28 protein-coding genes are annotated in these 26,368 nt (G+C 71.4%); 18 read left to right on the top strand and 10 right to left on the bottom strand.

What is annotated here, in order from left to right:
- The 11 genes from QCN29_RS09000 to QCN29_RS09050 are packed head-to-tail and all read left to right on the top strand — an operon-like array spanning position 1 to position 9,903.
- Positions 1 to 573 carry a thiamine pyrophosphate-dependent enzyme gene (locus QCN29_RS09000; protein WP_279927199.1) on the top strand — a complete coding sequence of 191 codons (573 nt, stop codon included), beginning with the start codon at positions 1 to 3 and terminating at the stop codon, positions 571 to 573.
- The gene (locus QCN29_RS09005; protein WP_279927200.1) at positions 570 to 1,595 is read left to right on the top strand and encodes a beta/alpha barrel domain-containing protein; all 1,026 of its coding nucleotides are present in this window, start codon (positions 570 to 572) and stop codon (positions 1,593 to 1,595) included. The genes QCN29_RS09000 and QCN29_RS09005 overlap by 4 nt, the downstream gene beginning before the upstream one ends.
- The gene (locus QCN29_RS09010; RefSeq protein ID WP_279927201.1) at positions 1,592 to 2,527 is read left to right on the top strand and encodes an isocitrate lyase/phosphoenolpyruvate mutase family protein; all 936 of its coding nucleotides are present in this window, start codon (positions 1,592 to 1,594) and stop codon (positions 2,525 to 2,527) included. Before QCN29_RS09005 ends, QCN29_RS09010 begins: the two co-directional genes overlap by 4 nt.
- Entirely contained in the window at positions 2,524 to 3,645 is a 1,122-nt protein-coding gene (locus QCN29_RS09015; RefSeq protein ID WP_279927202.1) for a hypothetical protein, read from the top strand. Before QCN29_RS09010 ends, QCN29_RS09015 begins: the two co-directional genes overlap by 4 nt.
- Complete coding sequence (locus tag QCN29_RS09020) at positions 3,642 to 4,118, top strand: YjbQ family protein (RefSeq protein ID WP_279927203.1); 477 nt, start codon at positions 3,642 to 3,644, stop codon at positions 4,116 to 4,118. The genes QCN29_RS09015 and QCN29_RS09020 overlap by 4 nt, the downstream gene beginning before the upstream one ends.
- Entirely contained in the window at positions 4,115 to 5,257 is a 1,143-nt protein-coding gene (locus QCN29_RS09025; protein ID WP_279927204.1) for a pyridoxal-phosphate-dependent aminotransferase family protein, read from the top strand. The genes QCN29_RS09020 and QCN29_RS09025 overlap by 4 nt, the downstream gene beginning before the upstream one ends.
- Positions 5,257 to 5,562 (top strand): glutaredoxin domain-containing protein, encoded by a 306-nt coding sequence (locus QCN29_RS09030; RefSeq protein ID WP_279927205.1) that lies wholly within the window; start codon positions 5,257 to 5,259, stop codon positions 5,560 to 5,562. The genes QCN29_RS09025 and QCN29_RS09030 overlap by 1 nt, the downstream gene beginning before the upstream one ends.
- The gene (locus QCN29_RS09035; protein WP_279927206.1) at positions 5,559 to 6,761 is read left to right on the top strand and encodes an ATP-grasp domain-containing protein; all 1,203 of its coding nucleotides are present in this window, start codon (positions 5,559 to 5,561) and stop codon (positions 6,759 to 6,761) included. Before QCN29_RS09030 ends, QCN29_RS09035 begins: the two co-directional genes overlap by 4 nt.
- Before the next feature lie 20 nt (positions 6,762 to 6,781).
- Complete coding sequence (locus QCN29_RS09040) at positions 6,782 to 7,447, top strand: metallophosphoesterase family protein (protein WP_279927207.1); 666 nt, start codon at positions 6,782 to 6,784, stop codon at positions 7,445 to 7,447.
- Between the two features lie 30 nt (positions 7,448 to 7,477).
- Positions 7,478 to 8,635, top strand: coding sequence for an ATP-grasp domain-containing protein (locus QCN29_RS09045; RefSeq protein WP_279927208.1), 1,158 nt, complete (start codon positions 7,478 to 7,480; stop codon positions 8,633 to 8,635).
- A complete protein-coding gene (locus QCN29_RS09050; protein ID WP_279927209.1) occupies positions 8,632 to 9,903 on the top strand; it encodes an MFS transporter in 1,272 nt (423 codons plus the stop codon). Before QCN29_RS09045 ends, QCN29_RS09050 begins: the two co-directional genes overlap by 4 nt.
- Positions 9,904 to 10,353: 450 nt before the next feature.
- On the opposite strand, the gene QCN29_RS09055 is transcribed toward QCN29_RS09050, so the two are convergent.
- The 5 genes from QCN29_RS09055 to QCN29_RS09075 form a co-directional block, all read right to left on the bottom strand.
- Positions 10,354 to 11,643 (bottom strand): DUF6986 family protein, encoded by a 1,290-nt coding sequence (locus tag QCN29_RS09055; RefSeq protein ID WP_279927210.1) that lies wholly within the window; start codon positions 11,641 to 11,643, stop codon positions 10,354 to 10,356.
- A gap of 317 nt (positions 11,644 to 11,960) precedes the next feature.
- Positions 11,961 to 12,935 carry an electron transfer flavoprotein subunit alpha/FixB family protein gene (locus QCN29_RS09060; protein WP_279927211.1) on the bottom strand — a complete coding sequence of 325 codons (975 nt, stop codon included), beginning with the start codon at positions 12,933 to 12,935 and terminating at the stop codon, positions 11,961 to 11,963.
- Between the two features lie 90 nt (positions 12,936 to 13,025).
- Positions 13,026 to 13,811, bottom strand: coding sequence for an electron transfer flavoprotein subunit beta/FixA family protein (locus QCN29_RS09065; RefSeq protein WP_279927213.1), 786 nt, complete (start codon positions 13,809 to 13,811; stop codon positions 13,026 to 13,028).
- A gap of 242 nt (positions 13,812 to 14,053) precedes the next feature.
- The gene (locus QCN29_RS09070) at positions 14,054 to 14,674 is read right to left on the bottom strand and encodes a flavin reductase family protein (RefSeq protein WP_279927214.1); all 621 of its coding nucleotides are present in this window, start codon (positions 14,672 to 14,674) and stop codon (positions 14,054 to 14,056) included.
- Positions 14,671 to 15,042, bottom strand: coding sequence for a TlpA family protein disulfide reductase (locus QCN29_RS09075; RefSeq protein ID WP_279927215.1), 372 nt, complete (start codon positions 15,040 to 15,042; stop codon positions 14,671 to 14,673). The genes QCN29_RS09070 and QCN29_RS09075 overlap by 4 nt, the downstream gene beginning before the upstream one ends.
- A 247-nt stretch (positions 15,043 to 15,289) precedes the next feature.
- Here QCN29_RS09075 and QCN29_RS09080 point away from each other — a divergent pair, with 247 nt between their 5' ends.
- On the top strand, positions 15,290 to 16,006 hold the full coding sequence (locus QCN29_RS09080) for a lysophospholipid acyltransferase family protein (RefSeq protein ID WP_279927216.1): 717 nt from the start codon (positions 15,290 to 15,292) through the stop codon (positions 16,004 to 16,006).
- Between the two features lie 90 nt (positions 16,007 to 16,096).
- On the opposite strand, the gene QCN29_RS09085 is transcribed toward QCN29_RS09080, so the two are convergent.
- From QCN29_RS09085 to QCN29_RS09095, 3 genes are read right to left on the bottom strand one after another with little or no spacing between them, the layout of a single operon-like run.
- The gene (locus QCN29_RS09085; protein WP_279927276.1) at positions 16,097 to 17,158 is read right to left on the bottom strand and encodes a threonine aldolase family protein; all 1,062 of its coding nucleotides are present in this window, start codon (positions 17,156 to 17,158) and stop codon (positions 16,097 to 16,099) included.
- 23 nt (positions 17,159 to 17,181) lie between these two features.
- A complete protein-coding gene (locus QCN29_RS09090) occupies positions 17,182 to 17,940 on the bottom strand; it encodes an SDR family NAD(P)-dependent oxidoreductase (RefSeq protein ID WP_279927217.1) in 759 nt (252 codons plus the stop codon).
- 35 nt (positions 17,941 to 17,975) lie between these two features.
- Entirely contained in the window at positions 17,976 to 19,424 is a 1,449-nt protein-coding gene (locus QCN29_RS09095) for a DUF6421 family protein (RefSeq protein WP_279927218.1), read from the bottom strand.
- Positions 19,425 to 19,820: 396 nt separating this feature from the next.
- Between QCN29_RS09095 and QCN29_RS09100 the strand changes: the two genes are divergently transcribed.
- Complete coding sequence (locus tag QCN29_RS09100) at positions 19,821 to 20,504, top strand: glycerophosphodiester phosphodiesterase (RefSeq protein ID WP_240134712.1); 684 nt, start codon at positions 19,821 to 19,823, stop codon at positions 20,502 to 20,504.
- Between the two features lie 116 nt (positions 20,505 to 20,620).
- On the opposite strand, the gene QCN29_RS09105 is transcribed toward QCN29_RS09100, so the two are convergent.
- A complete protein-coding gene (locus tag QCN29_RS09105; protein ID WP_279927219.1) occupies positions 20,621 to 21,187 on the bottom strand; it encodes a GNAT family N-acetyltransferase in 567 nt (188 codons plus the stop codon).
- Positions 21,188 to 21,264: 77 nt separating this feature from the next.
- On the opposite strand from QCN29_RS09105, the gene QCN29_RS09110 reads away from it, so the two are divergent.
- The 3 genes from QCN29_RS09110 to QCN29_RS09120 all read left to right on the top strand — a co-directional run bounded on the left by QCN29_RS09110 (position 21,265) and on the right by QCN29_RS09120 (position 23,601).
- The gene (locus tag QCN29_RS09110; RefSeq protein ID WP_240134714.1) at positions 21,265 to 21,663 is read left to right on the top strand and encodes a VOC family protein; all 399 of its coding nucleotides are present in this window, start codon (positions 21,265 to 21,267) and stop codon (positions 21,661 to 21,663) included.
- 334 nt (positions 21,664 to 21,997) lie between these two features.
- Positions 21,998 to 22,573, top strand: coding sequence for a DUF5134 domain-containing protein (locus tag QCN29_RS09115; RefSeq protein ID WP_279927220.1), 576 nt, complete (start codon positions 21,998 to 22,000; stop codon positions 22,571 to 22,573).
- Between the two features lie 92 nt (positions 22,574 to 22,665).
- Entirely contained in the window at positions 22,666 to 23,601 is a 936-nt protein-coding gene (locus QCN29_RS09120; protein WP_279927221.1) for a M56 family metallopeptidase, read from the top strand.
- Between the two features lie 124 nt (positions 23,602 to 23,725).
- On the opposite strand, the gene QCN29_RS09125 is transcribed toward QCN29_RS09120, so the two are convergent.
- Positions 23,726 to 24,493 carry an NPP1 family protein gene (locus tag QCN29_RS09125; RefSeq protein ID WP_279927222.1) on the bottom strand — a complete coding sequence of 256 codons (768 nt, stop codon included), beginning with the start codon at positions 24,491 to 24,493 and terminating at the stop codon, positions 23,726 to 23,728.
- A gap of 232 nt (positions 24,494 to 24,725) precedes the next feature.
- On the opposite strand from QCN29_RS09125, the gene QCN29_RS09130 reads away from it, so the two are divergent.
- Together QCN29_RS09130 and QCN29_RS09135 are read left to right on the top strand one after the other, a co-directional pair.
- On the top strand, positions 24,726 to 25,445 hold the full coding sequence (locus tag QCN29_RS09130) for a phosphatase PAP2 family protein (RefSeq protein WP_279927224.1): 720 nt from the start codon (positions 24,726 to 24,728) through the stop codon (positions 25,443 to 25,445).
- Complete coding sequence (locus QCN29_RS09135) at positions 25,442 to 26,191, top strand: HAD family hydrolase (RefSeq protein WP_279927225.1); 750 nt, start codon at positions 25,442 to 25,444, stop codon at positions 26,189 to 26,191. The genes QCN29_RS09130 and QCN29_RS09135 overlap by 4 nt, the downstream gene beginning before the upstream one ends.
- Positions 26,192 to 26,368 lie beyond the last annotated feature (177 nt).

Raw genomic sequence — 26,368 nt, forward strand, 5'->3', positions numbered from 1 at the left:
TTGCTGGACATCCGTGACGCCCTGGGAGCACTTCTGGAGCGCGAATATGCCGCCCTGACAGTGAGTACCTGCGGCTACATCACACGCGACGTGTACAACATCCGCGATCGCGCCAACCACTTCTATCTCGTCGGCTCCATGGGCATGGCCGCGCCGATCGGGCTCGGCATCGCACTGGCCCACCCTGACTGCCGGGTGCTGGTGCTGGACGGCGACGGCTCGTTCGCCATGAACCCGGGCTGTCTGCCGATGCTCGCCGAACACCGGCCGAATCTGGTTCATGTCGTCCTCGACAACGGCGCCCATGAGAGCACCGGCGGCCAGCGCACCGTCGCCCTCGGCGACCCGGCGGCCATGGCCCTCGCGGCCGGTTACGCCGCCGCCTACACCGTGGCCGACCTCGACCAGCTGGCCGCCCTGGACCTGACCGGCACGCCCACGCTGGTGCGGATCCGCTGCAAGCCGCGCAGCCACCCCGCCGGAAGGCGCGTGGAGCAGACGCCCCAGGAGCTGGTGAAACGTTTCCGCTCTCAATTGACCGATCCTGCGGCGCACCTGGAAGGAGCCGTGTGAAACCCACCCTGCTCGACTGCACCCTGCGCGACGGCGGGAACCAGAACGACTGGCAGTTCACCTCCACCGACGTCCACACCATCGTGACCACCCTGGACGCCGCCCGCATCGACGTCATCGAGGTTGGCTACCGCGGCGGCTCCGGTAGCAGGGCCAGCGCCACCGCCGGACCCTCGGCGCACTGCACGCCCGAGTACCTCGCGGCGCTGCCGGCCGTCTCGCACGCCGAGCTGGCCGTGATGGTCGTTCCCACAGTGTGCCCGGTACGGGCCATGGACGACCTGCCCGACAGCCCGGTGTCCATGGTGCGCATCGCCGCCTACCCGTGGAACATCGACGGGGTCCCGGAGTACGTCCGTGCCGTGCGAGCGCTCGGCCTCAAGGTCGGCGTCAACATGATGGCCGTCAGCTACACCACCCAGGAGCAACTGGCCGAGGTCGCCGCGGTCGTGGCCGCGGAAGCGCCAGACGTCTTCTACATCGCCGACTCCTTCGGCGCGCTCACCCCAGACGACGTCCACCGGCGCGTCGAGCTGCTGGCCGAGCGGCTGCCGACACCGCTCGGCATCCACGCCCACAACAACCTCGGCCTAGCTGCGGCCAACGCGGTCGCCGGGCTGGACGCGGGCGTGAGCTGGCTGGACGCCTCGCTGTGCGCCATGGCGCGGGGCGCCGGGAACCTCGCCACCGAGCAGGCCGCGGCCTTCCTCACCGCGTGGCCCAAGTACGACACCCACGCCAATCTGCCCCTGGTCTGCGAGGCCGCGGAGTATGTGGCCGAGCAGGTGCTGCCGCGTCCCATGACAGTGCGCCGGGCCGAGATCGCGGCTGGGATCAACGACCACCACTTCTACTTCCAGGACCGCATCGAGAAGATCAGCGCCGCCCACGGACTCGACCCGTGGGAGGTCGGGCGCAGGACCGGTGCGGCACGGCCGCGCAAGGTCCTCGACGAGACGGTCGAGGACGTGTGCCGGGAACTGGCCGAACAGACGAAACAGACCAACGGAGGGGATGCATGACCGGGAGCCGACCGCCCCAGCAGGAACAGACCGACCAGGTGCCGAGTGCGGCACAGCGGCTGCGCGCAGCGCTCGCCGCCCCGCGGCTGACACGTGCCATGGGCTCGCACAGCCCGCTCAGCGCACGGCTCGCCGAGGAGGCCGGCTTTGACATCGTCTGGTCCAGCGGACTGGAGATCTCCGCCACGGCCGGCGTGCCCGACGCCAACATCCTCGCCATGGGCGAGTGCCTCGACGCGGCGGCGGACCTCGCGTCCGCGGTAGACATCCCCGTCCTCGCGGACTGCGACTCCGGGTTCGGGAACGTCAACAACGTCATCCACATGGTGCGCTCCTACGAGGCGCGCGGCGTGGCCGGCGTGTGCATAGAGGACAAGCAGTTCCCCAAGCTCAACAGCTTCGTCGAGGGCAATCAGGACCTCGCCCCGCTGGACGACTTTGCGGGCAAGATACGGGCCGCCTCCGAGACCCGTACCGACATGGCCGTGGTGGCCCGCCTGGAGGCGCTGATCTCCGGGCAGGGCATTGCGGAGGCGCTGCGCCGGGCCGACGTCTACGAGCGGGCTGGGGCGGACGCCCTGCTCATCCACTCCAAGAGCAAGGACCCCGAGGAGGTCTTCGCCTTCCGCGAGGCCTACCGCGGCGCCCTCCCGGTGATCGTCGTGCCGACCACCTACAACCAGGTCACCGTCGAGGAGCTGGAGCAGCGCGGCTTCGCCATGGCGATCTACGCCAACCAGGCGCTACGCAGCTCGATTCGAGCCATGCGGGAGACCCTCACCCGGATCATGCGGGACGGCACCACGCTGAACGTGGAGCCTGAGCTCGTCCCCGTCAAGGAGATCTTCGACCTGCAGCGCATGCCCCAGATGCTGGAGCAGCAGGAGCGATACGAGTCCCTGGGACGCGAACTCGCGGAGGCCGCACAGTGACCACCCACCCCACCGCCCTGCGGCTGGACTTCCACGGCACCCAGCTCGACCTGGAGGTGGCGCCCGGTGCCGGCTCGGGCGTCGAGGACGCGCTCGCCTTCCTCGCCACGCATCTGACCGCCGAGGAGGCCAAGCCCGACGAGAGCGGCCGCGAGCCGGTCGCGACCCTGCGCGTCCACGCCTTCGGCCCCGAGCGCCTCGCGCCATCGGCCGGGATTCTGCAGGAAGACATCTACCTCCGCAAGAGCGCCAGCGAGTTCTTCACCGTGCCGGCCCGGCGGGCCTCGGTGGACGGCCGCGAGTACCTGGAGTGCACCAAGACGGGCAGCCGTTTCGTCTTCGACCGCGCCGCCCGCGTGATCGACGTGGTGCTTGGGGTCGGCGGGCACATGGACCTCGTCGAGCTGGTGCGCGACCTGGTGCTGAAGCACCAGGAGAACACCGGCGCCGCGGTGCTGCACGCCACTGCCGCCTACCGGGACGGTGAGGTCGTGCTGGTCACCGGGGCGAAGGGGGCCGGCAAGAGCACGGTGCTCCTGGAGCTGGTGGAGCACTTCGGGTACGAGGTGCTCAGTGGCGACAAGACCGTGCTGCACGAGCTGCCGGACGGCTCGGTCGTCGCTGCCGGCTGGCCCGACTACCCGCACCTCGGCTACGGCACCGTCGCCAAGTACCCAGGCCTGAAGGAGATCGCAAGCATCGGGGACGACTACGTGCCCGCCGAGAGCCACGCGTTTTCGCCGGTGGGGAAGTTCGCGGTGGACCCGCTGCCGTTCCGGGACCGCTTCCCGAGCGCGCCGGTCGGCGTGCGCGTACCGGTGGCGGCGATCCTGCACCCGGCGATCGGCCCTGGCGAGCGCACGGCCGTCGAACCACTGCCGGGCAGCCGCGAGGAGCACGCCGAAGTGCTACGCGCCAACGTGGAATCGGCGTTCGACGGAGCCAACGCCGGCTGGCACCACTACCTCGACGACGGCCGCGCCGCCCACACCAAGCTGCTCACCCGCATCACCGACATACTGGCCGGGGTGCCCGCCTGGACGCTGACCGGACCGGGCGACCTGACGGCCGAGAACGTGCCGCCCACGATCGGCGGGCCCACTGAGGTGGCCCGGTGATCGAACTGACGGTGGAGAGCACAGGCCTCAACTCTCACTACGACCTCACCGACCGGATCGCCGCCGCTCTCCAGGAGCACGGCACGGGCGACGGTCTGGCCGGGGTGTTCGCGCACGGCAGCACCATCGGACTCGCCGTCATGCGCTACGAACCGGGTGCCGTGCAGGACCTGCTGCGGGCCCTGGAGCGCATCGCCCCGGAGTCCCCCGCTGACGGCAGCCGCTATCTGCACGAGTTGACCACCGCCGACCCCAACGGCTTCTCCCACCTGAAGTCGTCGCTGCTCGGCACCAGTCTGCTCGTCCCGTTCCGGGACGGCCGCCTCGCCATGTCACCGAGCCACCGCGTAGTGCTCTTCGACTTCGACCTGAAGCCCGCCACCCGCCGTGTCTTCATCGACGCGCCCCGCATCGGGGCGACCAGCGCCCACGACACCGACGTGACGACCAACGTTAAGGAGAACAGCCGGTGAAGCTGCGGCTTGCCACACCCGGACCCACCGAAGTGCCGCAGCGCCTGCTGCTGGCCGGGGCCCGCGAGATCATCCACCACCGCTCCACCGAGATGCAGCAGTTGATACACGAGATCAGCGGCGGCCTGCCCCCGCTGTTCGGCACCAGCGCCCCGGTGTACACCATCGCCTCCTCCGGGACCGGCGCGATGGAGGCCGCGGTCGCGGGCTGCTTCTCGGCCGGCGACGAGGTCCTAGTCGTCTCCAACGGCTACTTCGGCGAGCGCTTCCAAGCGATCTGCAAGTCCTACGGCCTCGTCGTGCACGTCATCGAGAGTGACTGGGGCACCAGCGCCGACCCCGAGAGAGTGGCGGCCGCCTACCGCGAACACCCAGAGATCCAAGGCGCGTTCGTCGTCTACAGCGAGACGTCCACCGGTGCGCTCAACGACGTCGAGGCGATCGGGCGGATCTTCCGCGACACCGACGTGGTCGTGGTCGTCGACGCCATCAGCGGTCTTCTGGTGCACCCGCTGGAGATGGACGCGTGGGGCCTGGACGTGGTCCTCGCCGCCTCCCACAAGGGCTTCATGCTGCCGCCGGGGCTCGCCTTCGTCGCCCTCTCCGACAAGGCGTGGACGGCCGTGGAGCGGTCCACCGGACCGAGCTACTACTGGTCGTTCGAGCGGCTGCGCCACTTCTACCCGATGTCGTCCTCGTCCCCCGCGGTGTCCCTGCTGCTCGCCCTGCACGAGTCGTTGAAGATGCTGGACGAGGAGGGCATGAAGGCCTTCCGCGGGCGCCACGCCGTGCTGGGCAAGGCGGCCGAACGCGGCCTGCTGAAGCTTGGGTTCAGCACCTTCGTGCAGGCCCCGCACCGGCGCAGCCACGTCATCACCTCGGCCCTCGCGCCGGAGGGCATCGACACGGGTCAGCTGCTGAAGACGCTGTCCACCTCGTACGGCGTCACGATGACCGGCGGCCAGGCGCACCTCAAGGGCAAGCTCATCCGGGTCGGGCACGTGGGCGCGGCCGACGCCCTCGACCTGAGCGGAATCTTCGGCGCCCTGGAAATGGCCCTGCTCGACCTGGGCTACACGTTCACGCCGGGCTCCGGCGTCGGCGAGATCATCCGTACGTTCCACGAGGAGGGCCGCTGATGCTTGTCTTGTTCCAGCGCGAGACCTGCCCCGACTGCAGGCCGGTGCGCGAACTGCTCACCAGGCTCCAGGTCTCCTACATCAATATCAACGTGCCCAAGCCGCGCGAAGAGCGGCACGAGCTGATCCGCACCACGGGCAGCAAGTACATCCCGGCCCTGGTGGACGGCGCCACGATCATCCCGGGCAAGCTGCGGGAGAACGCCGACATCATCGCCTACCTCAAGGAGCGCTTCGGCGACCCGGAGGCGGTGGCGCCCGAGGCGGGGACCCCTGTGGAAGCACATCCGGGGCCCGTGGCATGACCTTCGGGCAGCAGGTGCCCGCGACACCGCGTATCGCCGTGCTCGCGGGCACCCCGCAACTGGTGTGTGCGGCCCGCGCCTTGGGCGTCGGAACCGTCTTCGTGCACCACGCGGCGCAGTCGGCACCGCCGGTGGCCGCAGAAGCCGACATGGCCCTCGCCGTGGACCTGACGGACACCGACGCACTGCACGCGGCTCTGGCACCGCTGCACGCCGAGCAGCCGTTCGCGCGCGTCCTCTCGCTCACCGAGCGCGGTCTGCTGCCGACGGCCGCGGTCGCCGAGCGGCTCGGCCTGCCCGGCAACTCGCTGCACACCGTGAGCCTGTTGCAGGACAAGCAGCGCATGCGGGAGCTCCTCAACGCCCGCGGCATCGGCCCGGTGCACACCGCCGCCCCGAGCGGCCCGGCCGACCTCGCCGCGTTCTGCCGTACGGCGGGCGGGCCGGTCATCCTCAAACCTGCGGCCGGCACCAGCAGTCAGGCCGTGTTCCGGATGGCCGGGGCGGAGGCTGCGCAGGACGTCTGGCGGGCGTTCGAGGCGGCGGGCGGCACCCAGCCGATCGTCGAGGAGTACCTCGACGGGCCCGAGATCAGTGTGGAGAGCTTCTCGTACGGCGGGAAGCACACCGTGCTCGCGGTGACCGACAAGCTGGTCGGCACCGCGTTCGTGGAGACCGGGCACACTCAGCCCAGCGCCCTGCCCGAGCCAGTCCTGGCGGAGGTCGCTGCGCTCGTCCACGCCTTCCTGGACGCCGTGGGCCTGGCAGAGGGCCCCGCCCATACCGAGGTCAAGGTCACCCAGAAGGGCCCACGGATCCTCGAGTCGCACAACCGCATCGGCGGCGACAAGATCCGCGAACTGCTGCGCCGGGCCTATGGACTGGACGTTGTGGCCCTCACCGCGGGCTGCCCGCTCGGTCTGCTGCGGCCGCCCGCCGACCCGCCCGTGGCCCGGCGGGGAGCAGCCATCCGCTTCCTCACCCCGCCGCCCGGAACGGTCCAGAACATCGCCCTGCCCGACACCGACGGCACCACTGCCGAGATCCGGCTGGACGTCGCGGTCGGCGACCGGATCCGCCCGGTGCGCAGTTCGCAGGACCGTGCCGGCTACGTCATCGGCGAAGGTGGCAACGCCGCCGACGCGGCCCTGCTCTGCGAGGAGTTGGCGGGCCGGGTGCTGATCGAGACGGGTGAGTGACCGCGGTGCGCCATGCCGTCGTGACGGACATCCATGGGGCCACCGCGCAACTGCGGGCCGTCTTCGACCAGATCCAAACGCAAGCGGTGGACCAGGTGGTCTGCCTGGGCGACATCTTCGAGTGCCGGATCGGGAAACGGGAGGTCGCCGGGTACGAGTACGGCGGCCGGCTCACCGACGTCTTCGACCCGGACCCGGAACTCGCTGGGCTCCTGGACGGGGCACGCCTCGTGCGGGGCAACCAGGAGGAGCGGATCCGCGCCCTCGTGCCCGACCCCGACCTGCCCGCCTGGACCCGCCCGCTACTCGACGCTCCCCTGGAGCGCCGTACCGACTTCGCCCTGTACTGCCACGGCCATCCGCTGCCATGGCGCGAACTGGAGCCGGGGCTGTGGTGCCCGGCCGACGCGGACTTCCCCGGGCGGGCCCTGGTACACGGGCACCATCACCGCAGCGCCCTGTACCGGCTGTGGCCGGGCGGCACCGGCCGCCCGGTGAGGGTGGAGCGCCTGCCCGTCCGCTTCGGGGAGCCGGTCCCGCTCGCGGCGGACGGCCGCTACGTCGTCAACGTCGGCTCCGTCACCGGCTGCGACGCGGACCGCGGACCCTCCCCCGCCTGGGCCGTCGTCGACGAGGCCGCCGCCACCGTCACGTACCACCACACCCCGCAGCCCACGGCCCCCTGAGCCACGGGCCCCACACCCCACGGAGAAGAAGTGACCCGGCAGGTACTCCTGCTCAACTCGGACAAGCCCGAGGTTCTCGAGGCCCTGGCCCGCCGCCCTGATGTGACCGTCCGCGTCATCACCCGCAAGGTGTACGCCGACCTGTACCGGAACCATGATGTGGCGTACGTCGACAGCTTCGCCGACCTGACACAGGTCGAGCGGGCGGCGTACGAACTCGCCGTGTACGGCCCCATCGACCACATCGTCGCGGCCACGGAGAAGAGCGTGGTAGCGGCCGGGCTGGTCCGCGTCCTGCTCGGGGTGCCCGGGCCTGGCTTCGACCAGTCCCTGTGGGGCGCCCACAAGCGGGCGATGAAGGACAGGCTGCGCGCCGCCGGTCTTCCTGTGACGGAATACGCCCAGGCCGCCACGGTCGACGAGGTGCCCCGCGCGGCGGAGCGGACCGGCTGGCCCGTTATGATCAAGCCGGTGTTCGGCTCCGCCTCGAAGTGCACCTACCGAGTCGACTCCCCCGAGGAGTTCGCCGAGCGGCTCCGTGCCGGCGGCTTCGCCGACCTCGCGGACAATCGGCTGCCAGTCCAGGTGGAGCGTCTGGTGCGGTTCACGCACGAGTACCACTGCGACGGCGTCGTCCACGACGGCGAGGTGGCCCACGCGGCCGTCTCCCGCTACTTCCTCCCTCCGCTGCGCACCTCGCCGAACCTGAACAGCGGGTACGTCGCCGACCAGACGGACCCGTTCTCGCGGGAAGTCCTGGACCTGCACCGCCGGGTGGTCGCCGCGCTCGGTCTGCCGGCCGGGGTCACGCACCTGGAGATGTTCCGCACGGAGGCGGGCCCGGTCATCGGCGAAGTGGCCGTACGGCCGGGTGGCATGGGCATCGCCCGGATGTGGTGGCACGCCTTCGGGGTGGACCTGTGGGAGGAGTTCGTCCGCGTCTCGACCGGCGAACGGCCCAGCCGGCCGGACCGCGCACCACACGCCGAGACCATCGGCCGCACCCGGCTGCCCGCGCTGCCTGGCCTTCGCGGGCTCGTACTGGCCCTGCCCGGAGTGCTGGAGGTGCTGACGCCCGAGGAGTGCGCGAGCCCGGGACACCTGGAGGCATACTTCACGGCCGCGGACGAGACGGCCGCGGAGGCCTTCATCGCGCGGCTGCACGAGATGGCAGGGCGCACGGCATGACCACACCCGCTACCGGCCGGGCGCGCGCGATGCTCCACGCCTGCCTGCCCGCCCCCGGCGAACCCCGACTGCTCGCGGTGTCCTGGCTGGTCAAGACGGTTGGCAGCGGGCTCTACCTGACCACCAGCACCCTGTTCTTCACCCGGGTCGTCGGACTGCCCGTGCACCAGGTCGCCTCCGGCCTCACCGTCGCCGGGATCGTGGCGCTGGCCGGTGCCGTACCGCTGGGCAGGCTGGCGGACCGCTTCGGCCCCCGGCGGACGTACACCGTCCTGCTCGGCGTCCAGTTCGCCACGATGGCCGCGCTGACCTTCGCCCGAACCTTCCCGGCGTTCCTGGCGCTGATCCTGGTCTTCCTCGTCGCCGAGCAGGGCAGCACCGCGGCCCGCGGTGCACTGGTCGCCACCGTCGGGGAGGGCGCCGAGAGGGTACGGCTGCGGGCCTACCTGCGGGTGGTCACCAACGTCGGCATCACGATCGGTGCGGCGGCCTCGGCGCTGGTCATCCAGGCCGACACCGAGGCCGGGTACATAGCCCTGCTGTGGTGCACCGCCCTGACCTACCCAGGCGCGGCGGTGCCGCTACGGTGGCTGCGGGCATGCGAGACCCGGCCCGCCGAGAGGGCGGCGCACACTGGCTCCGGCTGGCAGGTCCTGCGCGACCGTCGGTACGCGGCCGTCACCCTGATCTGCGGTGTGCTCTCCCTCCAGTCGCAGGTGCTGTCGTTCGCCGTACCGCTGTGGGTGCTCCAGCACACCGAGGCGCCGCCGGTGCTGGTGTCGGGCATCGTCGCCGTCAACACTGCGCTGGTGATCTGCTTGCAGATACGGTTCAGCCGTGGCGCCGAGGACGACAGCCGGGCCGCCCGGATGTGCCGCAACGCAGGAATCGCCCTGTTCGCCGGGTGCGCGGTGGTGGCGTTCACCGGCGGGATGGGCGGCTGGTCGGCGACGGTTCTACTGCTCCTGTTCGCGGCCGCCCTCACCTTCGGTGAACTGTGGCTGTCAGCTGGCTCGTTCGGGCTGAGCTTCTCACTCGCCCCGGAGGGCATGCACGGCCAGTACCAGGGCTTCTTCTCCCTGGGGCGCGGTGCCGCGACCGCGGTGGCACCGGTGCTGATAGCGGTGCTCTGCCTCGGCAGCCGCCCGCGAGAGGGGTGGCTTGTGCTGGGCACCCTGTTCGTCGTGGCGGGGGCAGCGGCTCCGCTGGCGCTGCGGGTGCGGGGGGCGGCGGTGCTCGAACCCTCCCCGTCGACTGCCACGGAGTAAACGGCCCGCGGGCCACTCCGCCTCCAAGTCCTGCTCGGACTTGCGGCGGTCCTTGCCCTTGCGCGGGGCGAGCACGGTCTTCCCCGACGCGGGTCGATGGTCAGGTCCGCGTTGTGGGGGTACCCGGCGTCCACCTTCGCGGCCACCTGGGTGAGCTGCTGCTTGAGCGCCGCGGTGAACGCCGCGGCGATGACGGGCATCCCGGCCTGCTCGCAGTAGTCGGCGACCAGCGGCTCGCACGCCTGCCAGAACAGCCCCCTCACCTCATGGGCGAGTGAGCCGAGAGGTTGCGCGGGCGCCGAAGGGTGCGGGCGCCTCCAAGCGGCGGCCGGGGGAACGCGCAGGCCCCCAGGCACAAGGGCCGAGCATGGCCGACCGTCGACGGACGCTGAAGCAACCGCGTGGAGCCCCCGGACGGTGTCCGGGGGGGGGGAGCCGAGCCACAAGGGGTTACGGCGTGAGGTCCCCCCGCCGCGGCGCGGCGAAGCCGTCGAGGTCGGCGCGGGTCAGTCCGGTGTGGCGGGCGACTTCGGCGGCGTCCAGGGCGCCGCAGTCGATGCCGCGCAGCAGATAGGAGCTGAGCGCCTTGGCGGTGGCGGGCTCGTCCATGACGTCGCCGCCCTCCCGGCCGGCGTAGGCGGCGAGCCGGGCCGCAGCCTGCTCGAAGCCCTCGCGGTAGAAGGCGAAGACGGCCGCGTACCGGGTCGGGAGGTGGCCTGGATGCATGTCCCAGCCCTGGTAGTAGGCGCGGGCCAGGGCGCGCCGGGTGAGGCCGTAGTGCAGACGCCAGGCGTCGTGCACCTTCGAGGTGGGGCCGATGGGCAGGACGTTGGTGGAGCCGTCTGAGACGCGGACGCCGGTGCCCGCTGCGGCGACCTGCATCACGGCCTTGGCGTGATCGGCGGCGGGGTGGTCGCTGGCCTGGTAGGCGGCGCTGACGCCGAGGCAGGCGCTGTAGTCGAAGGTGCCGTAGTGGAGGCCCGTGGCCCGGCCCTCGGCGGCGTCGATCATACGGGCGACCGCGGCGGTGCCGTCGGCTGCCAGGATGGCCTGGCTGGTCTCGATCTGGATCTCGAAGCCGATGCGGCCGGCGTCCAGGCCGTGGGCCTTCTCGAAGGCCTCCAGAAGCCGGACGAAGGCGCTGACCTGCTCGGGGTAGGTGACCTTGGGGAGGGTCAGCACGAGCCCCTCGGGCAGCCCTCCGGCCCGCATCAGGCCGGTGAGGAAGACGTCCAGGGTGCGGATGCCGCGATCGCGTACACCGGCTTCCATGCACTTCATGCGGATGCCCGTGTAAGGGGCGGCGGTTCCGTGCGCGTACGCCTCCGACACCAGCAGGGCCGCGCGGGCGGCGTGCTCGTCCTCCTCGGCCTCGCTCCGCCCGCCGTAGCCGTCCTCGAAGTCGATGCGCAGGTCCTCGACGGGCTCCCGCTCCAGCTTGGAGCGCACGCGGTCGTGGACGGGCGCGGCGAGCTCCTCGGGGAGGCCCAGTACCGCGGCGAACGCGGCCGCGTCGGGGGCGTGCTGGTCGAGCGCGGCGAGCGCGGCGTCGCCCCAGCTGCGGAGGGTGTCCGGGGCGAAGGCCTCGCCGGGGACGTACACGGTGTGGACGGGCTGACGGGTGCCGGGGTCTCCCGGGTAGCGGCGGGCGAGCTCCGCGTCCACCGGGGCGAGGGAGGCGCTGACCGCCTCGCTGACCGCTCCGGCGAGGCTTGTCGCCACCGTGTCCTGCTGGCCCATTCCCGCACCCTCCACACTCTCGATATTCCGCTGAACGGAATCAATCATCCGTATGGTGAAGTTAATGCGCAGCCGTGATCTGCGTCAATGGTCCCCTGCAACAGCACGGGGCCGATCGCCGGTCCTCCACCCCATGGGCGAGTGAGCCACAGACGCCGAAGCGCCCCTGGGGACCGAGCCGAGAAAGGATCAGCCCTTGCGGGANCGCGGCGAGCCTCGCCGCGCGGCCCCGTGCGGTGCCGATCGCCGGTCCTCCACCCCATGGGCGAGTGAGCCACAGACGCCGAAGCGCCCCTGGGGACCGAGCCGAGAAAGGATCAGCCCTTGCGGGACTTGATCTCCTCGGTGAGCTGGGGGACGACCTCGAAGAGGTCTCCGACCACGCCGTAGTCGACCATGTCAAAGATCGGGGCCTCGGCGTCCTTGTTGACGGCCACGATGGTCTTCGAGGTCTGCATGCCCGCCCGGTGCTGGATCGCGCCCGAGATTCCGGAGGCGATGTACAGCTGCGGGGAGACGGACTTGCCGGTCTGGCCGACCTGGCTGGAGTGCGGGTACCAGCCGGCGTCGACGGCGGCGCGCGAGGCGCCCACGGCCGCGCCGAGCGAGTCGGCCAGCGACTCGATCACGGAGAAGCTCTCGGCGCTGCCCACACCGCGGCCGCCGGAGACCACGATCGTGGCCTCGGTCAGCTCGGGGCGGCCGGTCGACTCGCGCGGGGTGCGCGCGACGACCTTGGTGCCGGTGGCCTTCTCGGAGAAGGACACCGACAGCGCCTCGACCGCGCCGGCGGCCGGAGCGGCCTCCACCGGGGCGGAGTTCGGCTTCACGGTGATGACCGGGGTGCCCTTGGAGACACGGGACTTGGTGGTGAAGGCGGCGGCGAACACCGACTGGGTGGCCACCGGGCCCTCGTCGCCGGCCTCCAGGTCGATGGCGTCGGTGATGATGCCGGAGCCGATGCGGACGGCGAGGCGGGCCGCGATCTCCTTGCCCTCGGCGGAGGACGGGACCAGCACGGCGGCCGGGGAGCCCGCGGCGGACACCGACTCGTACGCGGCCTGCAGCGCGTCCACCTTGGGCACGACCAGGTAGTCGGCGAACTCCGGGGCGTCGGCGGTGAGCACCTTGACCGCGCCGTGCTCGGCGAGCGCGGCGGCGGTGGCCTCGGCGCCGGCGCCGAGGGAGACGGCGACGGGCTCGCCGATGCGGCGGGCCAGCGTCAGCAGCTCGAGGGTGGGCTTGCGGACGGCGCCGTCCACGTGGTCGACGTAGACGAGAACTTCAGCCATGGGACTTCTTCTCTCCTGCTTGCGAAGTGTGCGGGGCGGTTGGGGTGATGACCGAAGCTCAGATGAACTTGCGGCTCGCGAGGCTGCTCATCAGATGAACTTCCGCTCCGCGAGGAAGGCCGCGAGCTGCTTGCCGCCCTCGCCCTCGTCCTTGACGATCGTGCCGGCGGTGCGGGCCGGACGCTCGGCGGCCGACTCGACGGCCGTCCAGGCGCCTTCGAGGCCGACCTCCTCCGCCTCGATCTCCAGGTCCTCCAGGTCCAGGGACTCCACCGGCTTCTTCTTGGCGGCCATGATGCCCTTGAAGGACGGGTAGCGGGCCTCGCCCGACTGGTCCGTCACGGACACGACGGCCGGCAGGGACGCCTCGAGCTGCTCCGTGGCGGTGTCGCCGTCGCGGCGGCCCTTCACGACGCCGTCCCCGACAAAGACCTCGGAGAGCTGCGTGACCTGCGGGACGCCCAGACGCTCGGCGAGGACCGCCGGCAGCACGCCCATGGTGCCGTCGGTCGAGGCCATACCGCAGATGACCAGGTCGTACCCGGTCTTCTCGACGGCCTTGGCGAGCACCAGAGAGGTGCCCATGACGTCGGTGCCGTGCAGGTCGTCGTCCTCGACGTGGACGGCCTTGTCCGCGCCCATGGACAGCGCCTTGCGCAGCGCGTCCTTGGCGTCCTCGGGTCCGACGGTCAGCACGGTGATCTCCGCGTCGTCCGCCTCCTCGGCGATCTGCAGCGCCTGCTCGACCGCGTACTCGTCGAGCTCCGACAGCAGGCCGTCGACGTCGTCGCGGTCGACGGTCAGGTCATCGGCGAAGTGCCGGTCGCCGGTGGCGTCGGGCACGTACTTCACACAGACAACGATCCTCAAGCTCACGCCGGCTCTCCTACTGCATCGTCACTACGTCACTAACGAACTGCCTTTGCACGCAGCATAGGCGTCCGATCAGGCGGATCCCGGTCGGGGCGGGCCGCGCTCCGAACGAAATATTACTCACCAGTACACCTATTGTATTTCCGGTAAGCAAGCGCTTGGAAGTGTGACCTTGCCAACGCTCCGTAACCGGCGGTTGCACCGGGGCGCACATGATGTGCCGACGCCCGCTCCAGGGGCGTGAATCAGTCACGGAGCGCGTTGAAGCGCCCCTGGCAGTAGAGAAGCGGACGGCCGGCGCCCGCGGGGTCGCCGGACACCGCCTCGGCTATCACGATGCGGTGGTCGCCGGCCGGGACGCGGGCGACCACCCGGCACACCAGCCATGCCAGCACCCCCTCCAGCAGCGGCACGCCCTCGGGGCCCGTGCGCCAGCGGGTCGGCGGGGCGAAGCGGTCCGCGCCGCTGCGGGCGAAGGTGGCGGCGAGGTCCTGCTGGTGCTCGCCGAGTATGTGGACGCCTATGTGCTCGGCCTCCTCCAGCACGGGCCAACTGGAGGAGCCCGTCCCTACGCCGAAAGAGACCATCGGGGGCTCGGCTGCGACGGAGGTCAGCGAGGTGGCGGTGAAGCCCACGGGGCACTCGCCGTGGGCGGTGATCACGGCGACGCCCGCGGCGTGCCGCCGAAAGACGGACCGCAGCAGATCGGCGGAGCCGGGCAGGGCGGCCGCGACGCCGGAGACCGCGACGTCGGAGACCGCGACGCCGTCGCGCGCGGCGGGCACGTCGGCAGCGGACGCCGCGGAGCGGTCGCGCGCGGCGGGAAGGGCGGCGGGGAGGGCGGCGTCGAGCCGGGACGTCGTCATACCGCCCGCCCCAGCGCCGCGATCACATCGGCCTTGCGGGGCCGGCCCGCGGCCCGGACCACGATCCGGCCGCTCGCGTCGAGCACCAGCACGGTGGGTGTGGCGGTGATGCCCAGTCTCCGCACGAGCGGCAGCCGCTCCTCCGCGTCGATCTCCAGATGCTCGATGCCGTCGACCATGTCCGCGACCTCCGCGAGGGTGCGGCGAGTGGCCCGGCAAGGCTGGCAGAACGCGCTGGAGAACTGCACGAGCGTGGCCCTCTCCCCTAGCGCGGCCGCCCCCAGCGTCCGCGCGTCGAGCCGTGTGGCGGGCGTTCGGCCATGTGGCTCGGTTCCACTGTGCACTGAGCTCCTCCTTACCGTCCTCATGACATCCTGCACCGAACTGCTCACCGCACCGCAAACATTCCCGCCGCTCCGTGACGCGACGTGACGAGAATCTCGCCCCCTGAAGCGCCCAGNCGCGACGTGACGAGAATCTCGCCCCCTGAAGCGCCCAGGGCTGGCCAGGACGGCACACATGGGGCACGATCTGCGCAATGCCGAAAACCTACGGCTGCGTAACTTCGCCGGGAGAACACTCCTTCCCCGGGCATGACGAAAGGGTGTTCTCCCAATGGCAGAACTCGTCTACCGGCCGGTCATCGGCGCCGCACTGACGATGTTCAAGGCACTGGACCTGAAGATCGACACCCAGGGCTCCGAGCACATCCCGCGTACCGGCGGCGCGGTGCTGGTGAGCAACCACATCAGCTATCTCGACTTCATCTTCACCGGCCTCGCCGCCCTCCCGCAGAAGCGGCTGGTGCGCTTCATGGCGAAGGACTCCGTCTTCCGGCACAAGATCTCCGGGCCGCTGATGCGCGGTATGAAGCACATCCCGGTGGACCGCAGACAGGGTGAGGCGGCCTATGCCCACGCACTGGACTCGCTGCGCTCCGGCGAGGTCGTCGGGGTCTTCCCCGAGGCGACGATCTCGCAGTCCTTCACTCTGAAGTCCTTCAAGTCGGGTGCGGCGAGGCTGGCGCAGGAGGCCGGTGTGCCGCTGATCCCGATGGCGCTGTGGGGCACCCAGCGACTGTGGACCAAGGGCCGCCCGCGCAACTTCAGGCGCAGCCACATCCCGGTGACGATACGGGTGGGCGAACCCGTCGAGGCGCCGTCCGACCAGTACGCGGGGGCGATCACCCGCCGGTTGCGCGAGCGGGCGCAGGAACTGCTGGAAGCCGCGCAGCGCGCCTATCCGGTGCGCCCGAAGGACGCGGACGACACCTGGTGGATTCCGGCGCACCTGGGCGGCACCGCCCCGACGCCGGCTGCCGTACGGGACTGAGAGGCGGCACGATCCGCTGAAGCGCTGTGGGCTCCCGTCCGGACGGACGGGAGCCCACAGCGCTTCACACGCGCGCTTCACACGCGTCGCTCAGTGCGCCATCTCTTCCTTGAGCGCCTGGACGAAGGCGTCCACATCGTCCTCGGTCGTGTCGAACGAGCACATCCAGCGGACGTCGCCGACCGCCTCGTCCCAGAAGTAGAAGCGGAAGCGCTTCTGCAGACGCTCGCTCACCGCGTGCGGCAGCCGGGCGAAGACCGCGTTCGCCTGCACCGGGTAGAGGATCTCCACCCCCTCGACGGCCCGCACGCCTTCCGCGAGCCGCCGGGCCATCGTGTTGGCGTGCCGGGCGTTGCGCAGCCACAGGTCGCGGGCGAGCAGCGCCTCCAGCTGCACCGAGACAAAGCGCATCTTGGAGGCGAGCTGCATCGACAGCTTCCGCAGATGCCTCATCCGCCGGACGGCGTCCGGGTTGAGCACCACGACGGCCTCGCCGAACAGCGCGCCGTTCTTGGTCCCGCCGAGGGTGAGGACGTCGACCCCGGCGGCGTTGGCGAAGGCCCGCATCGGCACGTCGAGCGAGGCCGCCGCGTTGGCTATCCGGGCGCCGTCGAGGTGCACCTTCAGGCCGAGGCCGTGGGCGTGCTCGCAGATCGCCTTGATCTCGGCGGGCGTGTAGACGGTCCCCAGCTCGGTGTTCTGGGCGAGGGAGACCACCTGCGGCATGGCGCGGTGCTCGTCGTCGAAGCCCCATGCCTGCCGGTCGATCAGCTCGGGGGTGAGCTTGCCGTCGGGGGTGGGGACGGTGAGGAGCTTCAGGCCGCCCATCCGCTCGGGCGCGCCGCCCTCGTCCACGTTGATGTGCGCTGACTCGGCGCAGATCACGGCGCCCCAGCGGTCGGTCAGCGCCTGGAGCGCCACGACGTTCGCGCCGGTTCCGTTGAAGACGGGGAACGCCTCGGCCATGGGGCCGAAGTGGCTGTGCATCACGCGCTGGAGATGCCCCGTGTACTCGTCCTCGCCGTAGGCGATCTGGTGACCGCCGTTGGCGAGGGCGAGCGCCGCCAGGATCTCGGGGTGCACACCGGCGTAGTTGTCGCTGGCGAAGCCGCGGACCTCGGGGTCGTGGTGACGTCGGGCGTCGGTCTTCACCGGTGTCCCGGCGCTCACCACGGTCACGGCTTGGGAGTCAGCCACAGGCGCTGTCCATTCACTTCCTCGGCGGGCCGGTCCCAGACTCCGGCGATGGCCTCGGCCAGTTCCTTGACGTCGGTGAAGCCCGCGAACTTCGCATTCGGGCGCTCGGCGCGCATGGCGTCGTGCACCAGTGCCTTGATGACCAGGATGGCAGCCGCGGCTCCGGGGCCGTGCTCGCCCCCCGCCTTGCGGAAGGCGTCGCCGAGCGCCAGCGTCCAGGCCTCGGCGGCGGCCTTGGATGCGGCGTAGGCGGCGTTCCCGGCGGTCGGCTTGCTCGCTCCGGCGGCGCTGATCAGCACATAGCGGCCGCGGTCGCTGCGCAGCAGCGCGTCGTGGAAGGCGAGGGAGGTGTGCTGGACGGTGCGGATCAGCAGCCTCTCCAACAGGTTCCAGTCGGCCAGGTCGGTGTCGGCGAAGGTGGCGCTGCCGCGCCAGCCGCCGACGAGGTGGACCAGTCCGTCGACCCGGCCGAACTCCTTCTCGGTCTTGGCCGCCCATTCGCGGGCGGCGCCGAGGTCGAGCAGGTCGACGGTGTCCCCTGTGACGGTCGAGCCGCCGTGCGCATAGCGGGCGGCGTCCACGGCCTCGGCGAGGCGTACGGGGTCGGCGTCGGAGGCGACGACAGTCGCACCGGCCTCGGCGAGGCGCAGCAGGGTCGCACGTCCTGCCGGTCCCGCCGCTCCGGCGACCGCGACGACGGCGCCCTCCAGGGGCCCTCCGTTGCCGTTTGCGTTCATGGGCGTCGCCTCCTGGGTGCTGTGGGTGGGGGAGCTCACGCGGCGGCCTGCCCGGCGCTCTGCGCCTCGCCGGCCGACGTGCTCTGTGCCGTGCTCTGTGCGGTGATGCCCTTCGTGGAGGCGATCACACCCTTGAGCTTCTTGGCCAGCGCCTCATAGAACATGCTCAGCGGAAACTCGTCCGGAAGCACGTCGTCCACGAGCTTGCGCGGCGGCTGGGTCAGGTCGAGGGCGTCCGGGCCCTTGGCCCAGCGCGAGCCGGGGTGCGGGGCGAGGTAGGAGGAGACCAGCTCGTACGCGGCGAACCAGTGGACCAGCTTGGGGCGGTCGATGCCGTCGCGGTAGAGCTTCTCGATCTCCGCGCAGAGCTGGTTGGTGACCTGCGGGGCGCGCTCCCAGTCGATCTTGAGGGTGTTGTCGGTCCAGCGCACCACATCGTGCTTGTGGAGGTAGGCGAAGAGAAGCTGGCCGCCGAGGCCGTCGTAGTTGCGCACCCGGTCGCCGCTGACGGGGAAGCGGAACATCCGGTCGAAGAGGACCGCGTACTGCACGTCGCGTCCGTGCTGGTTGCCCTCGGCTTCCAGCTTCACGGCCTCCTTGAAGGCGGTGAGGTCGCAGCGCAGCTCCTCGAGGCCGTACATCCAGAACGGCTGGCGCTGCTTGATCATGAAGGGGTCGAAGGGCAGGTCGCCGTGGCTGTGGGTGCGGTCGTGGACCATGTCCCACAGGACGAACGCCTGCTGGCAGCGCTCCTGGTCGCCGACCATCTCACGGATGTCGTCGGGGAGCTGCAGGCCGAGGACGCGGACGGCCTCCTCGGTGACGCGGCGGAAGCGCGCGGCCTCGCGGTCGCAGAAGATGCCGCCCCAGCTGAACCGCTCGGGGGCCTCGCGGACGGCGATCGTCTCGGGGAAGAGAACGGCCGAGTTGGTGTCGTATCCCGCGGTGAAGTCCTCGAAGGTGATGCCGCAGAAGAGGGGGTTGTCATAGCGGGTGGCCTCCAGCTCGGCGAGCCAGTCGGGCCAGACCATGCGCAGCACGACCGCTTCGAGGTTGCGGTCCGGGTTGCCGTTCTGCGTGTACATGGGGAACAGCACCAGGTGCTGGAGCCCGTCCACGCGGTGGGCGGCGGGCTGGAAGGCGAGCAGCGAGTCGAGGAAGTCGGGCGCGCCGAAGCCGTCGTCCGCCCACTTGCGCAGGTCGGCGACCAGCGCACGGTGGTAGGCGGCGTCGTGCGAGACGAGCGGGGAGAGTTCCTCGACGCCCTTGATCACCTGCCCCAGCACGGCCTCTGCGGCGGCGCGCTCGGGGGCGTCCTCGGCGGTGAAGTCGATCGATCCGTCCTTGGACTGCCATGGGCGGATCTGCTCGACGGCATTCTTGAGCGCCGGCCAGGCCCGGTGCTCGATCACCGGGTCGCCTTGGGGTGCGGCCCCGCGGGAAACACCTCCGGCGGCGGCGTCCTGCACAAGAATTTCCGTCATGTCACTTCCTCCACGGGAGAACCTCGCGTCACCACACCGTATCCAGCACCGGATTCCTACAGCAAGGGGGCCCATGAAAGATACTCTCGTTCACACCCCCTGATCGCCGAAGTTTTTCCTGTCGGCAACCCTGCCGACGCTCGCTTCTGCGAGAACACAGAGTCTCGGGGGCGGCTGCGGGGCACCGGGGCCGGGCCCGGGCAAGGCTCGCCCGCCCCTGCGTCGCGGCCCCCGCGTCAAGGCGTGCGGGACACGCCCACGAGCGGGTGACGGAGTGCGGCGCCTCCCGTGCGGGACCGGGTTCGCCGCCGGACGGGGCCGTTAGGCTGCGTGCTGCCGCGCGGCCGCCGACGGGCGGCGGCCGCGGGAGCCGCCGTCGACGGAAGCGAGAGAACCTTGACTTTCCTCACCATCGGTCACCGCGGAGTCATGGGCGTCGAGCCGGAGAACACCGTGCGCTCGTTCGTCCGCGCCGAACGGTCCGGCATGGACGCCATCGAACTCGATCTGCACCTCAGCAAGGACGGCGCGCTGGTCGTCATGCACGATGCCGACGTGGACCGCACGACGGACGGAAAGGGGCCCATCGCCGAGAAGACCCTGGCGGAGCTGCGGGAGCTGGACGCCGGCCAGGGCGAGCGCGTCCCGCTCTTCGAGGAAGTGCTGGATGCCGTGCACTCCCCGCTTCAGGCGGAGATCAAGGACGTGGCCGCGGCGCAGTCACTGGCCGAGGTGATGCTGCGCCGCGATCTGACCGACCGCGTCGAGGTGTCGTCCTTCCACGACGACGCGGTCGCCGAGATCGCCCGGCTGGTGCCGGGCGTGCGCACGGTGCTGGTCGCCAGCCGCTGGGGGGCGGACATCGTGGACCGGGCCAAGGCGGTCGGCGCGGGCGCGCTCGCGCTGAACATCCGGCGGCTGACGCTGGAGACGGTCGAGCGCGCGCACGGCGAGAAACTGCGGGTGATCGGCTGGGTGGTCAACACTCAGGATCATCTGCGGCTGGTGCGCGCCCTGGAGCTGGACGGCGCGACGACCGATTTCCCGGAGATCAGACGCACGGGCCGGTTCACGGCCTGACTCGCCGGCGCTTCCGGGCAGCTCTTCCGGGCGGATCTTCCGGGCGGACCTTCCGGGCGGATCTTCAGGGCAGCTCTTCAGGGCAGCTCTTCAGGGCAGCTCTTCAGAGCAGTACGTCAGGGCAGCTCCGCAGGGCCGAGCTCCTTGACCAGCAGCTCGAAGGCCAGGTCGGAACGCTGGGGTATGCCGAAGCGCTCGTCGCCGTACGGGAAGGGGCTGAGCTGTCCCGTACGGCGGTAGCCGCGCCGCTCGTACCAGGCGATCAGCTCCTCGCGCACAGAGATCACGGTCATATGCATCTCGCGCACGCCCCACTCGTCGCGCACCGTGCGCTCCGCCTCGGCGATGATCCGGCGGCCCAGGCCCGACCCCTGGAGTTCGGGCCGGACCGCGAACATCCCGAAGTAGGCGGCGTCACCGCGGCGCTCCAACTGGCAGCAGGCGATCAGCTCGCCGTCCCGCGCGACCGCCAGCAGCCGGCTGCCGGCCTTGGTGATCACCTCGCGCACGCCCTCGGGGTCCGTCCGCTGGCCGTCGAGCAGATCTGCCTCGGTGGTCCAGCCGGCCCGGCTCGCGTCGCCGCGGTAGGCGGACTCGATCAGCGGCACAAGCGCCGGCACATCGGCCTCGACCGCGTCGCGGTAGGTCAGTTCGCCGGCACTCGGGGGCGGTGCGGTGTCCATGCGGCTACTCTCCGTCGTCCATGGTCGGTTGGGGCGCCATTGAGCCTAACCCCGCCGACGGGCCTACTGTTTGGACCATGGTTCATGTGCTGAGCAGCCGGACCCTGCTGCGTCCGGCGGATCCAGAGCGGTCCAGGCGGTTCTACGGGGAGCAGCTGGGGCTGCCGGTCTATCGCGAGTTCGGCACCGGCCCGGAGCGGGGCACGGTCTACTTCCTCGGCGGCGGCTTCCTTGAGGTGTCGGGGCGGCTGCCCGACGGGGAGGGCCCACGGGCGACGCCGGCGGTGCAGCTCTGGTTCCAGGTCGAGGACGCGGCGGCGGCCCACGCGGAGCTGGCGGCGGCGGGCGTGACGGTGCTGCGCGAACCGGTGCGGGAGCCGTGGGGGCTGATCGAGATGTGGATCGCGGACCCGGACGGCCATCGCATCGCCGTGGTCGAGGTGCCCGCCGACCATCCGCTGCGCTACCGCCCCTGAACGGCGACGGCCGACCGGGGCGGGGGAGACGGGCGGCCTCTTCGGCGTACAAGTGCGCCGTGCGGCCGCCGCGCGAGCGCGGCGGGGCGGAGCGCGGGAGCGGCGCGGGAGCGGCGCGGGAGCGGCGGGGCGCGGCTCTGCGTCTCGTCGGCGTCCGGGTGCCGCATACGGGTCGCCGTGCGGGCGCCGCACCGCGGAGGGCGGCCTTCCGCTGGAGCCGGGGCGGAGCGTCGCTCGATTCGCCGCCCCGCGCCCCCTTCGCACGCCTGTGCGCTCGCGTAGGCGGTGTCTGGACGGGCATTCACTCCTCGACACGGTCGAAGGGGGGTACGCCGTGTATGGAGCGTCGGCGGCCGGCTGGTTGCTCATGGCGCTGTGCGGCGCGACGGGCGGCTACTGCCTGCTGCGGATGCGCCGCTGCGCGGGCGCGGCGCGCAAGGCGGCCGGGAGCGAGGCTCTGATGGGAATCGGCATGGCCGCGATGGCGGCCCCGACCGCGGTGTTCACCCCGCCGGAGTGGACCTGGGGGGTGTACGCGCTGGTGTTTGGCGCGGTCGCGCTGCCGGCCCTGCGTCCCGCGGTGCGCAGCACACACCATCTGCACCATCTTGTCGGCTCGCTGGCCATGGTCTACATGGCCGCGGCGCACCCCTTGGCGGCGGGCACATCCGGGCACGGCGCTCATGCCGTCGGGAGTCACCCGGCCGGGGGCGCGCCACTGCTGACCGGGCTGCTGCTCGTCTACTACACGGTCTATGTGCTGCGTTCCGGGGCGCGGCTGATACCCGCGCCCGCGGCGGCGGGCGTGGCGACGCCACCCTCGGTGGCCTGGGCGGCACGGCCGGAACTGGCACTGGCCTGCCGGGTGTCGATGGGGATGGCGATGCTGACGATGCTTCTCGCTCTGTGAGACGGATTCTCTCGGAGTGCAAACCGTGGCGTGCGTCACTTGGAGCCCGCGACCATACCCCCGGGTAGGCGCACGCTCATAGGGTGGACTGCATGGTGGTCTCCCTTGCGCTGCTCTCGCTCGGCACGCTGGTCGCCGTCGTCGCTCCGCGCCTGCTGGCCAGGGCCGACTGGGCGGAGCGCGAGCCGGTGGTGGCGCTCTGGGTATGGCAGTGCGCCGTGGCCGCCGTACTGCTGTCCTTCGCCCTGTCGATGACCTTCAGCGCAGCCGCCGCCTGGCAGCTCGTACGGGGCCAGGTCTTCGCCCCCGCCCCGCATGCCGTCGTCGAGGCCTATGCACTGGCCGCCCATGAGCCGTGGTCCGCGGTGCTGGCGGTCACCCTGGCCTGCGGCGGCCTGTGGACGGCGGCGATGCTGGCGCGGGAGATCCGCCGGGCGCAGCTCCGGCGCAAGCGGCGGCGTGCGGAGCTGCTGGCGCGCTCGCCGCTGCTGCCGGGGGAGAAGCCGGCCGGGGAGCCGCTGGTCGTGCTGGAGGGCGAGCGCCCGGACGCCTGGTGGCTTCCGGGCCCCACCCCCCAACTGGTGGTCACCACCGCGGCGTTGCGGCGGCTGAAGGGCCGCCAGCTCGACGCGGTGCTGGCGCACGAGCAGGGCCACGCACGGGCGCGGCACGACTGGCTGCTGCACTGCTCCGGGGCGCTGGCCGCCGGGTTCCCGCAGGTGCCGGTCTTCGCGGCGTTCCGTGACGAGATGCACCGACTGGTGGAGCTGGCCGCGGACGACGTGGCCTCGCGGCGCTTCGGCCGGCTCACGATCGCGCTCGCACTGGTCGAACTCAACGAGGACCGGGGTGTGTTCGGGCCGTGCCCGACGCCTGACGGGCAACTGCCGCAACGTGTGAACCGGCTGCTCTCCCCCGTCCCGCGGCTCACCGCGGGCCGCCGGCTGAGGCTGACGGCAGCGGCCGCGCTGGCGCCCGTGGCGCCGCTGCTGGTGGCGTTCGCCCCGGGCCTGCGGGCGCTGGGCTAGGCCGCGCTTCGGTTTCCCGAACACGGCCTGGCCACCAGGGCGGCCCTGAACGTCAGACGGCGGAGACCTACGGGCCCAACGCGCTGCCGCTCAGGCATGGCTGCCGCTCAGGCATGGCTGCTGCTCAGGCGTAGGGGTCGAACGGGACCCCCGACGGTTTCGCCTCGGCGAGGTTGCCCTCGAAGCTGCCGTCCTTGATCCCGAAGTGCGCGCTGCCGAAGTCGGCGTTGGCCAGCTTGTCACGCAGACCGGCCGGGTAGCCGTTCCAGCCGACCAGGGCGGGGTACTGCCAGGTGTGCTGGTGGTTCTCCGGCGGCTCGTCGTTCGAGTTGGCGGGCCGGAAGCAGTGAGTGGACAGACCGTCCTTGTGGTAGACGACCTTCGGATGGGCGCCGTCCCAGCGGATCTTGTCGCGGGGGTAGACGTCGAAGTCCCCGTGGGCCGAGGTGGCGACGTACTTCGCCTCGTCGCCCTGCACCCAGACCACGACGTGCTCCCAGTCGTGCCGGTGCCCGAACGGGTCCCAGCCCGGGATGGCCTGGTCCTTCTCGAAGTACGAGGTGTACATGATGGCGCACCAGCCGTTGTTGCACTTGGAGCGCGAGTACCCGTTGGTGTTGACGAGGTCCGATGCGTCCCGGCAGCTGCCGCTGAGGGACCCGGTGGTCTTCAGACCGCCGTTGATGGAGCCGTCGGGGCCGATGGCGGGCACGGCGTAGCAGCCGTCGGTGTCGTAGTCGTATCCCGGCTGGAATGTGCGGTCCAGCGTGTCCGCGTTGGCCGGCAGGGCGGGCGGCGGGGCGGCGAAAGCGACGTTCGGGACGGCGAGCACCAAGGTGAAAGCGCCCGCGAGGATCAGCGGAGCCTTGCGGATTCGTGCGCTCTTCAGCACCAAGTCCTCCTGGAAGCCACGGTTTTGGACACACGCCACTTTGACGTGTCCACCGCAGCCTCCAGGTGTTCGGGGCAGAGGCCAAGAGGCGGGAGCCGAAAATCCGGAAGAAGAGCCCGGTAGGCGTCGGGGCGTCCGCACCGGGCGCTGCGGACCCGGCCGCCGTCGCCGGCTGAATGAACGCCCCCGGCACGGCCTGGTGGGGCGGCCCGGCAGCGGGGAGGATTTCCTTATGCACCTGCTGCATCCGGAGGCCCGCCCCGTCACCGCGGCCACCGCAGTCCGCGGAGCGTATCTCGCGCTGTGCGCCGCCGCCGCGGCCGCGCTGACGGTGCTGGTGGCCCTCGACTGGGCCCCGCTGCTCTCCTTCGACCGGGCGGTGGCCGGGGAACTGCACCGCTCGGCGGTCGCCGAGCCCGGCTTCACCCGGCTGAACCGGGTGCTGTCGGACTGGGTGTGGGACCCCTGGACGATGCGAGTGCTCACTCTCGCCGCGTCCGTCTGGCTGTGGGCGCGCCGGGAGCGCCTGCTGGCCGTGTGGGTCGCGGCGGCGAGCGTGCTGGGCACGGGCGTCCAGCACGGCCTGAAGTCGGCGGTCGACCGGGAGCGCCCGCGCTGGGCGGACCCCGTCGACTCGGCCGACTACGCCGCCTTCCCCTCCGGTCATGCGATGTCGGCGGCCGTCGCCTGCGGGCTGCTGGCGTGGCTGCTGCGCCGGGAAGGGGTGCGGGGGCGGCCATGGGCGTGGTGTGCGTCAGCCGCGGCCGTGTCGGTGGCCGGAGTGGGCTTCACCCGCCTGTATCTGGGCGTGCACTGGCCGTCGGACGTGGTGGGCGGCTGGCTGCTGGGGGCGCTGATCACCGGGCTCGCCATCGCCTCGTACGCCGGGGCCGGACGCGCCGTGACCCGTTTGCGGCGCATGGGGCCGTCCGGCGAGGATCCGGGACCATGACGGTCAAGGAAGCAGTGACGATCAAGGGTGTGCTCTTCGACTTCTCGGGAACGCTGTTCCGCATCGAGTCGACGTCCGACTGGCTGCGCGCGGTCCTCGACGCCCGCGGGGAGCGGCTGGACGAGGCGGAACTGGCCCGGTGCGCCGAGGGGCTCGAGGCGGCGGGGGCGCTGCCCGGCGGCTCGTTTCCGCAGCGGATGCCCGATGAGCTGTCCGAGCTGTGGCGCACACGCGACATCAGCGGGGAGCACCACCGGGCGGCGTACACGGGACTCGCCCGCCAGGTGGAGCTGCCCGACGAGGGGCTGTACGACGCCCTGTACGACCGGCATATGACGCCGGACGCCTGGAGCCCCTATCCGGACGCGGGCGAGGTGCTCGGAGCGCTGCGCGACCACGGGCTCGCGGTAGCCGTCGTCAGCAACATCGGCTGGGATCTGCGGCCGGTCTTCCGTGCCCATGGACTGGATCCGCTGGTGGACGCCTATGTCCTCTCCTATGAGCACGGTGTCCAGAAACCGGACGCCCGGCTGTTCCGCACGGCCTGCGAGGCAATCGGCCTGGACCCGCGCGAGGTGCTGATGGTCGGCGACGACCAGAGGGCGGACGGCGGGGCCGTCAGGCTGGGCAGCGCCGTGCACTTCGTGGACCATCTGCCGGTCCACCAGCGGCCCAAGGGCCTGCTCCCGGTGCTGGACCGCGCCGGGATCACCCGCCCGTCGGCCGGTCCGGCCGCGGCCCGCTGAGCACCGGGCACCGGGCACCGGGCACCGCAGACCGAACGGCCGGAGAGAGAATGAAGGCGCGGCAAAACCGCCTGAACCGGACGATCCCCCGCGTCGCCCGGTTCGGGCGGCATCCCCGCTGACCAGGCCCTGGCACCGGCACAGCGGGGCCGCGCTGAGTATATTGGCTCGGAGCCA

Source organism: Streptomyces chengmaiensis, from assembly GCF_029846775.1.
GTDB classification, from domain to species: domain Bacteria; phylum Actinomycetota; class Actinomycetes; order Streptomycetales; family Streptomycetaceae; genus Streptomyces; species Streptomyces chengmaiensis.

Bases quoted from the DNA above. Each gene is read 5' to 3' on its own strand.
- QCN29_RS09095 (WP_279927218.1), bottom strand. From the start codon at position 19,424: ATGACGGAAATTCTTGTGCAGGACGCCGCCGCCGGAGGTGTTTCCCGC.
- QCN29_RS09010 (WP_279927201.1), top strand. From the start codon at position 1,592: ATGACCGGGAGCCGACCGCCCCAGCAGGAACAGACCGACCAGGTGCCG.
- QCN29_RS09060 (WP_279927211.1), bottom strand. From the start codon at position 12,935: ATGGCTGAAGTTCTCGTCTACGTCGACCACGTGGACGGCGCCGTCCGC.
- QCN29_RS09110 (WP_240134714.1), top strand. From the start codon at position 21,265: ATGGTTCATGTGCTGAGCAGCCGGACCCTGCTGCGTCCGGCGGATCCA.
- QCN29_RS09035 (WP_279927206.1), top strand. From the start codon at position 5,559: ATGACCTTCGGGCAGCAGGTGCCCGCGACACCGCGTATCGCCGTGCTC.
- QCN29_RS09130 (WP_279927224.1), top strand. From the start codon at position 24,726: ATGCACCTGCTGCATCCGGAGGCCCGCCCCGTCACCGCGGCCACCGCA.
- QCN29_RS09080 (WP_279927216.1), top strand. From the start codon at position 15,290: ATGGCAGAACTCGTCTACCGGCCGGTCATCGGCGCCGCACTGACGATG.
- QCN29_RS09135 (WP_279927225.1), top strand. From the start codon at position 25,442: ATGACGGTCAAGGAAGCAGTGACGATCAAGGGTGTGCTCTTCGACTTC.
- QCN29_RS09050 (WP_279927209.1), top strand. From the start codon at position 8,632: ATGACCACACCCGCTACCGGCCGGGCGCGCGCGATGCTCCACGCCTGC.
- QCN29_RS09090 (WP_279927217.1), bottom strand. From the start codon at position 17,940: ATGAACGCAAACGGCAACGGAGGGCCCCTGGAGGGCGCCGTCGTCGCG.
- QCN29_RS09055 (WP_279927210.1), bottom strand. From the start codon at position 11,643: ATGGGCCAGCAGGACACGGTGGCGACAAGCCTCGCCGGAGCGGTCAGC.
- QCN29_RS09105 (WP_279927219.1), bottom strand. From the start codon at position 21,187: ATGGACACCGCACCGCCCCCGAGTGCCGGCGAACTGACCTACCGCGAC.
- QCN29_RS09070 (WP_279927214.1), bottom strand. From the start codon at position 14,674: ATGACGACGTCCCGGCTCGACGCCGCCCTCCCCGCCGCCCTTCCCGCC.
- QCN29_RS09075 (WP_279927215.1), bottom strand. From the start codon at position 15,042: ATGAGGACGGTAAGGAGGAGCTCAGTGCACAGTGGAACCGAGCCACAT.
- QCN29_RS09030 (WP_279927205.1), top strand. From the start codon at position 5,257: ATGCTTGTCTTGTTCCAGCGCGAGACCTGCCCCGACTGCAGGCCGGTG.
- QCN29_RS09120 (WP_279927221.1), top strand. From the start codon at position 22,666: ATGGTGGTCTCCCTTGCGCTGCTCTCGCTCGGCACGCTGGTCGCCGTC.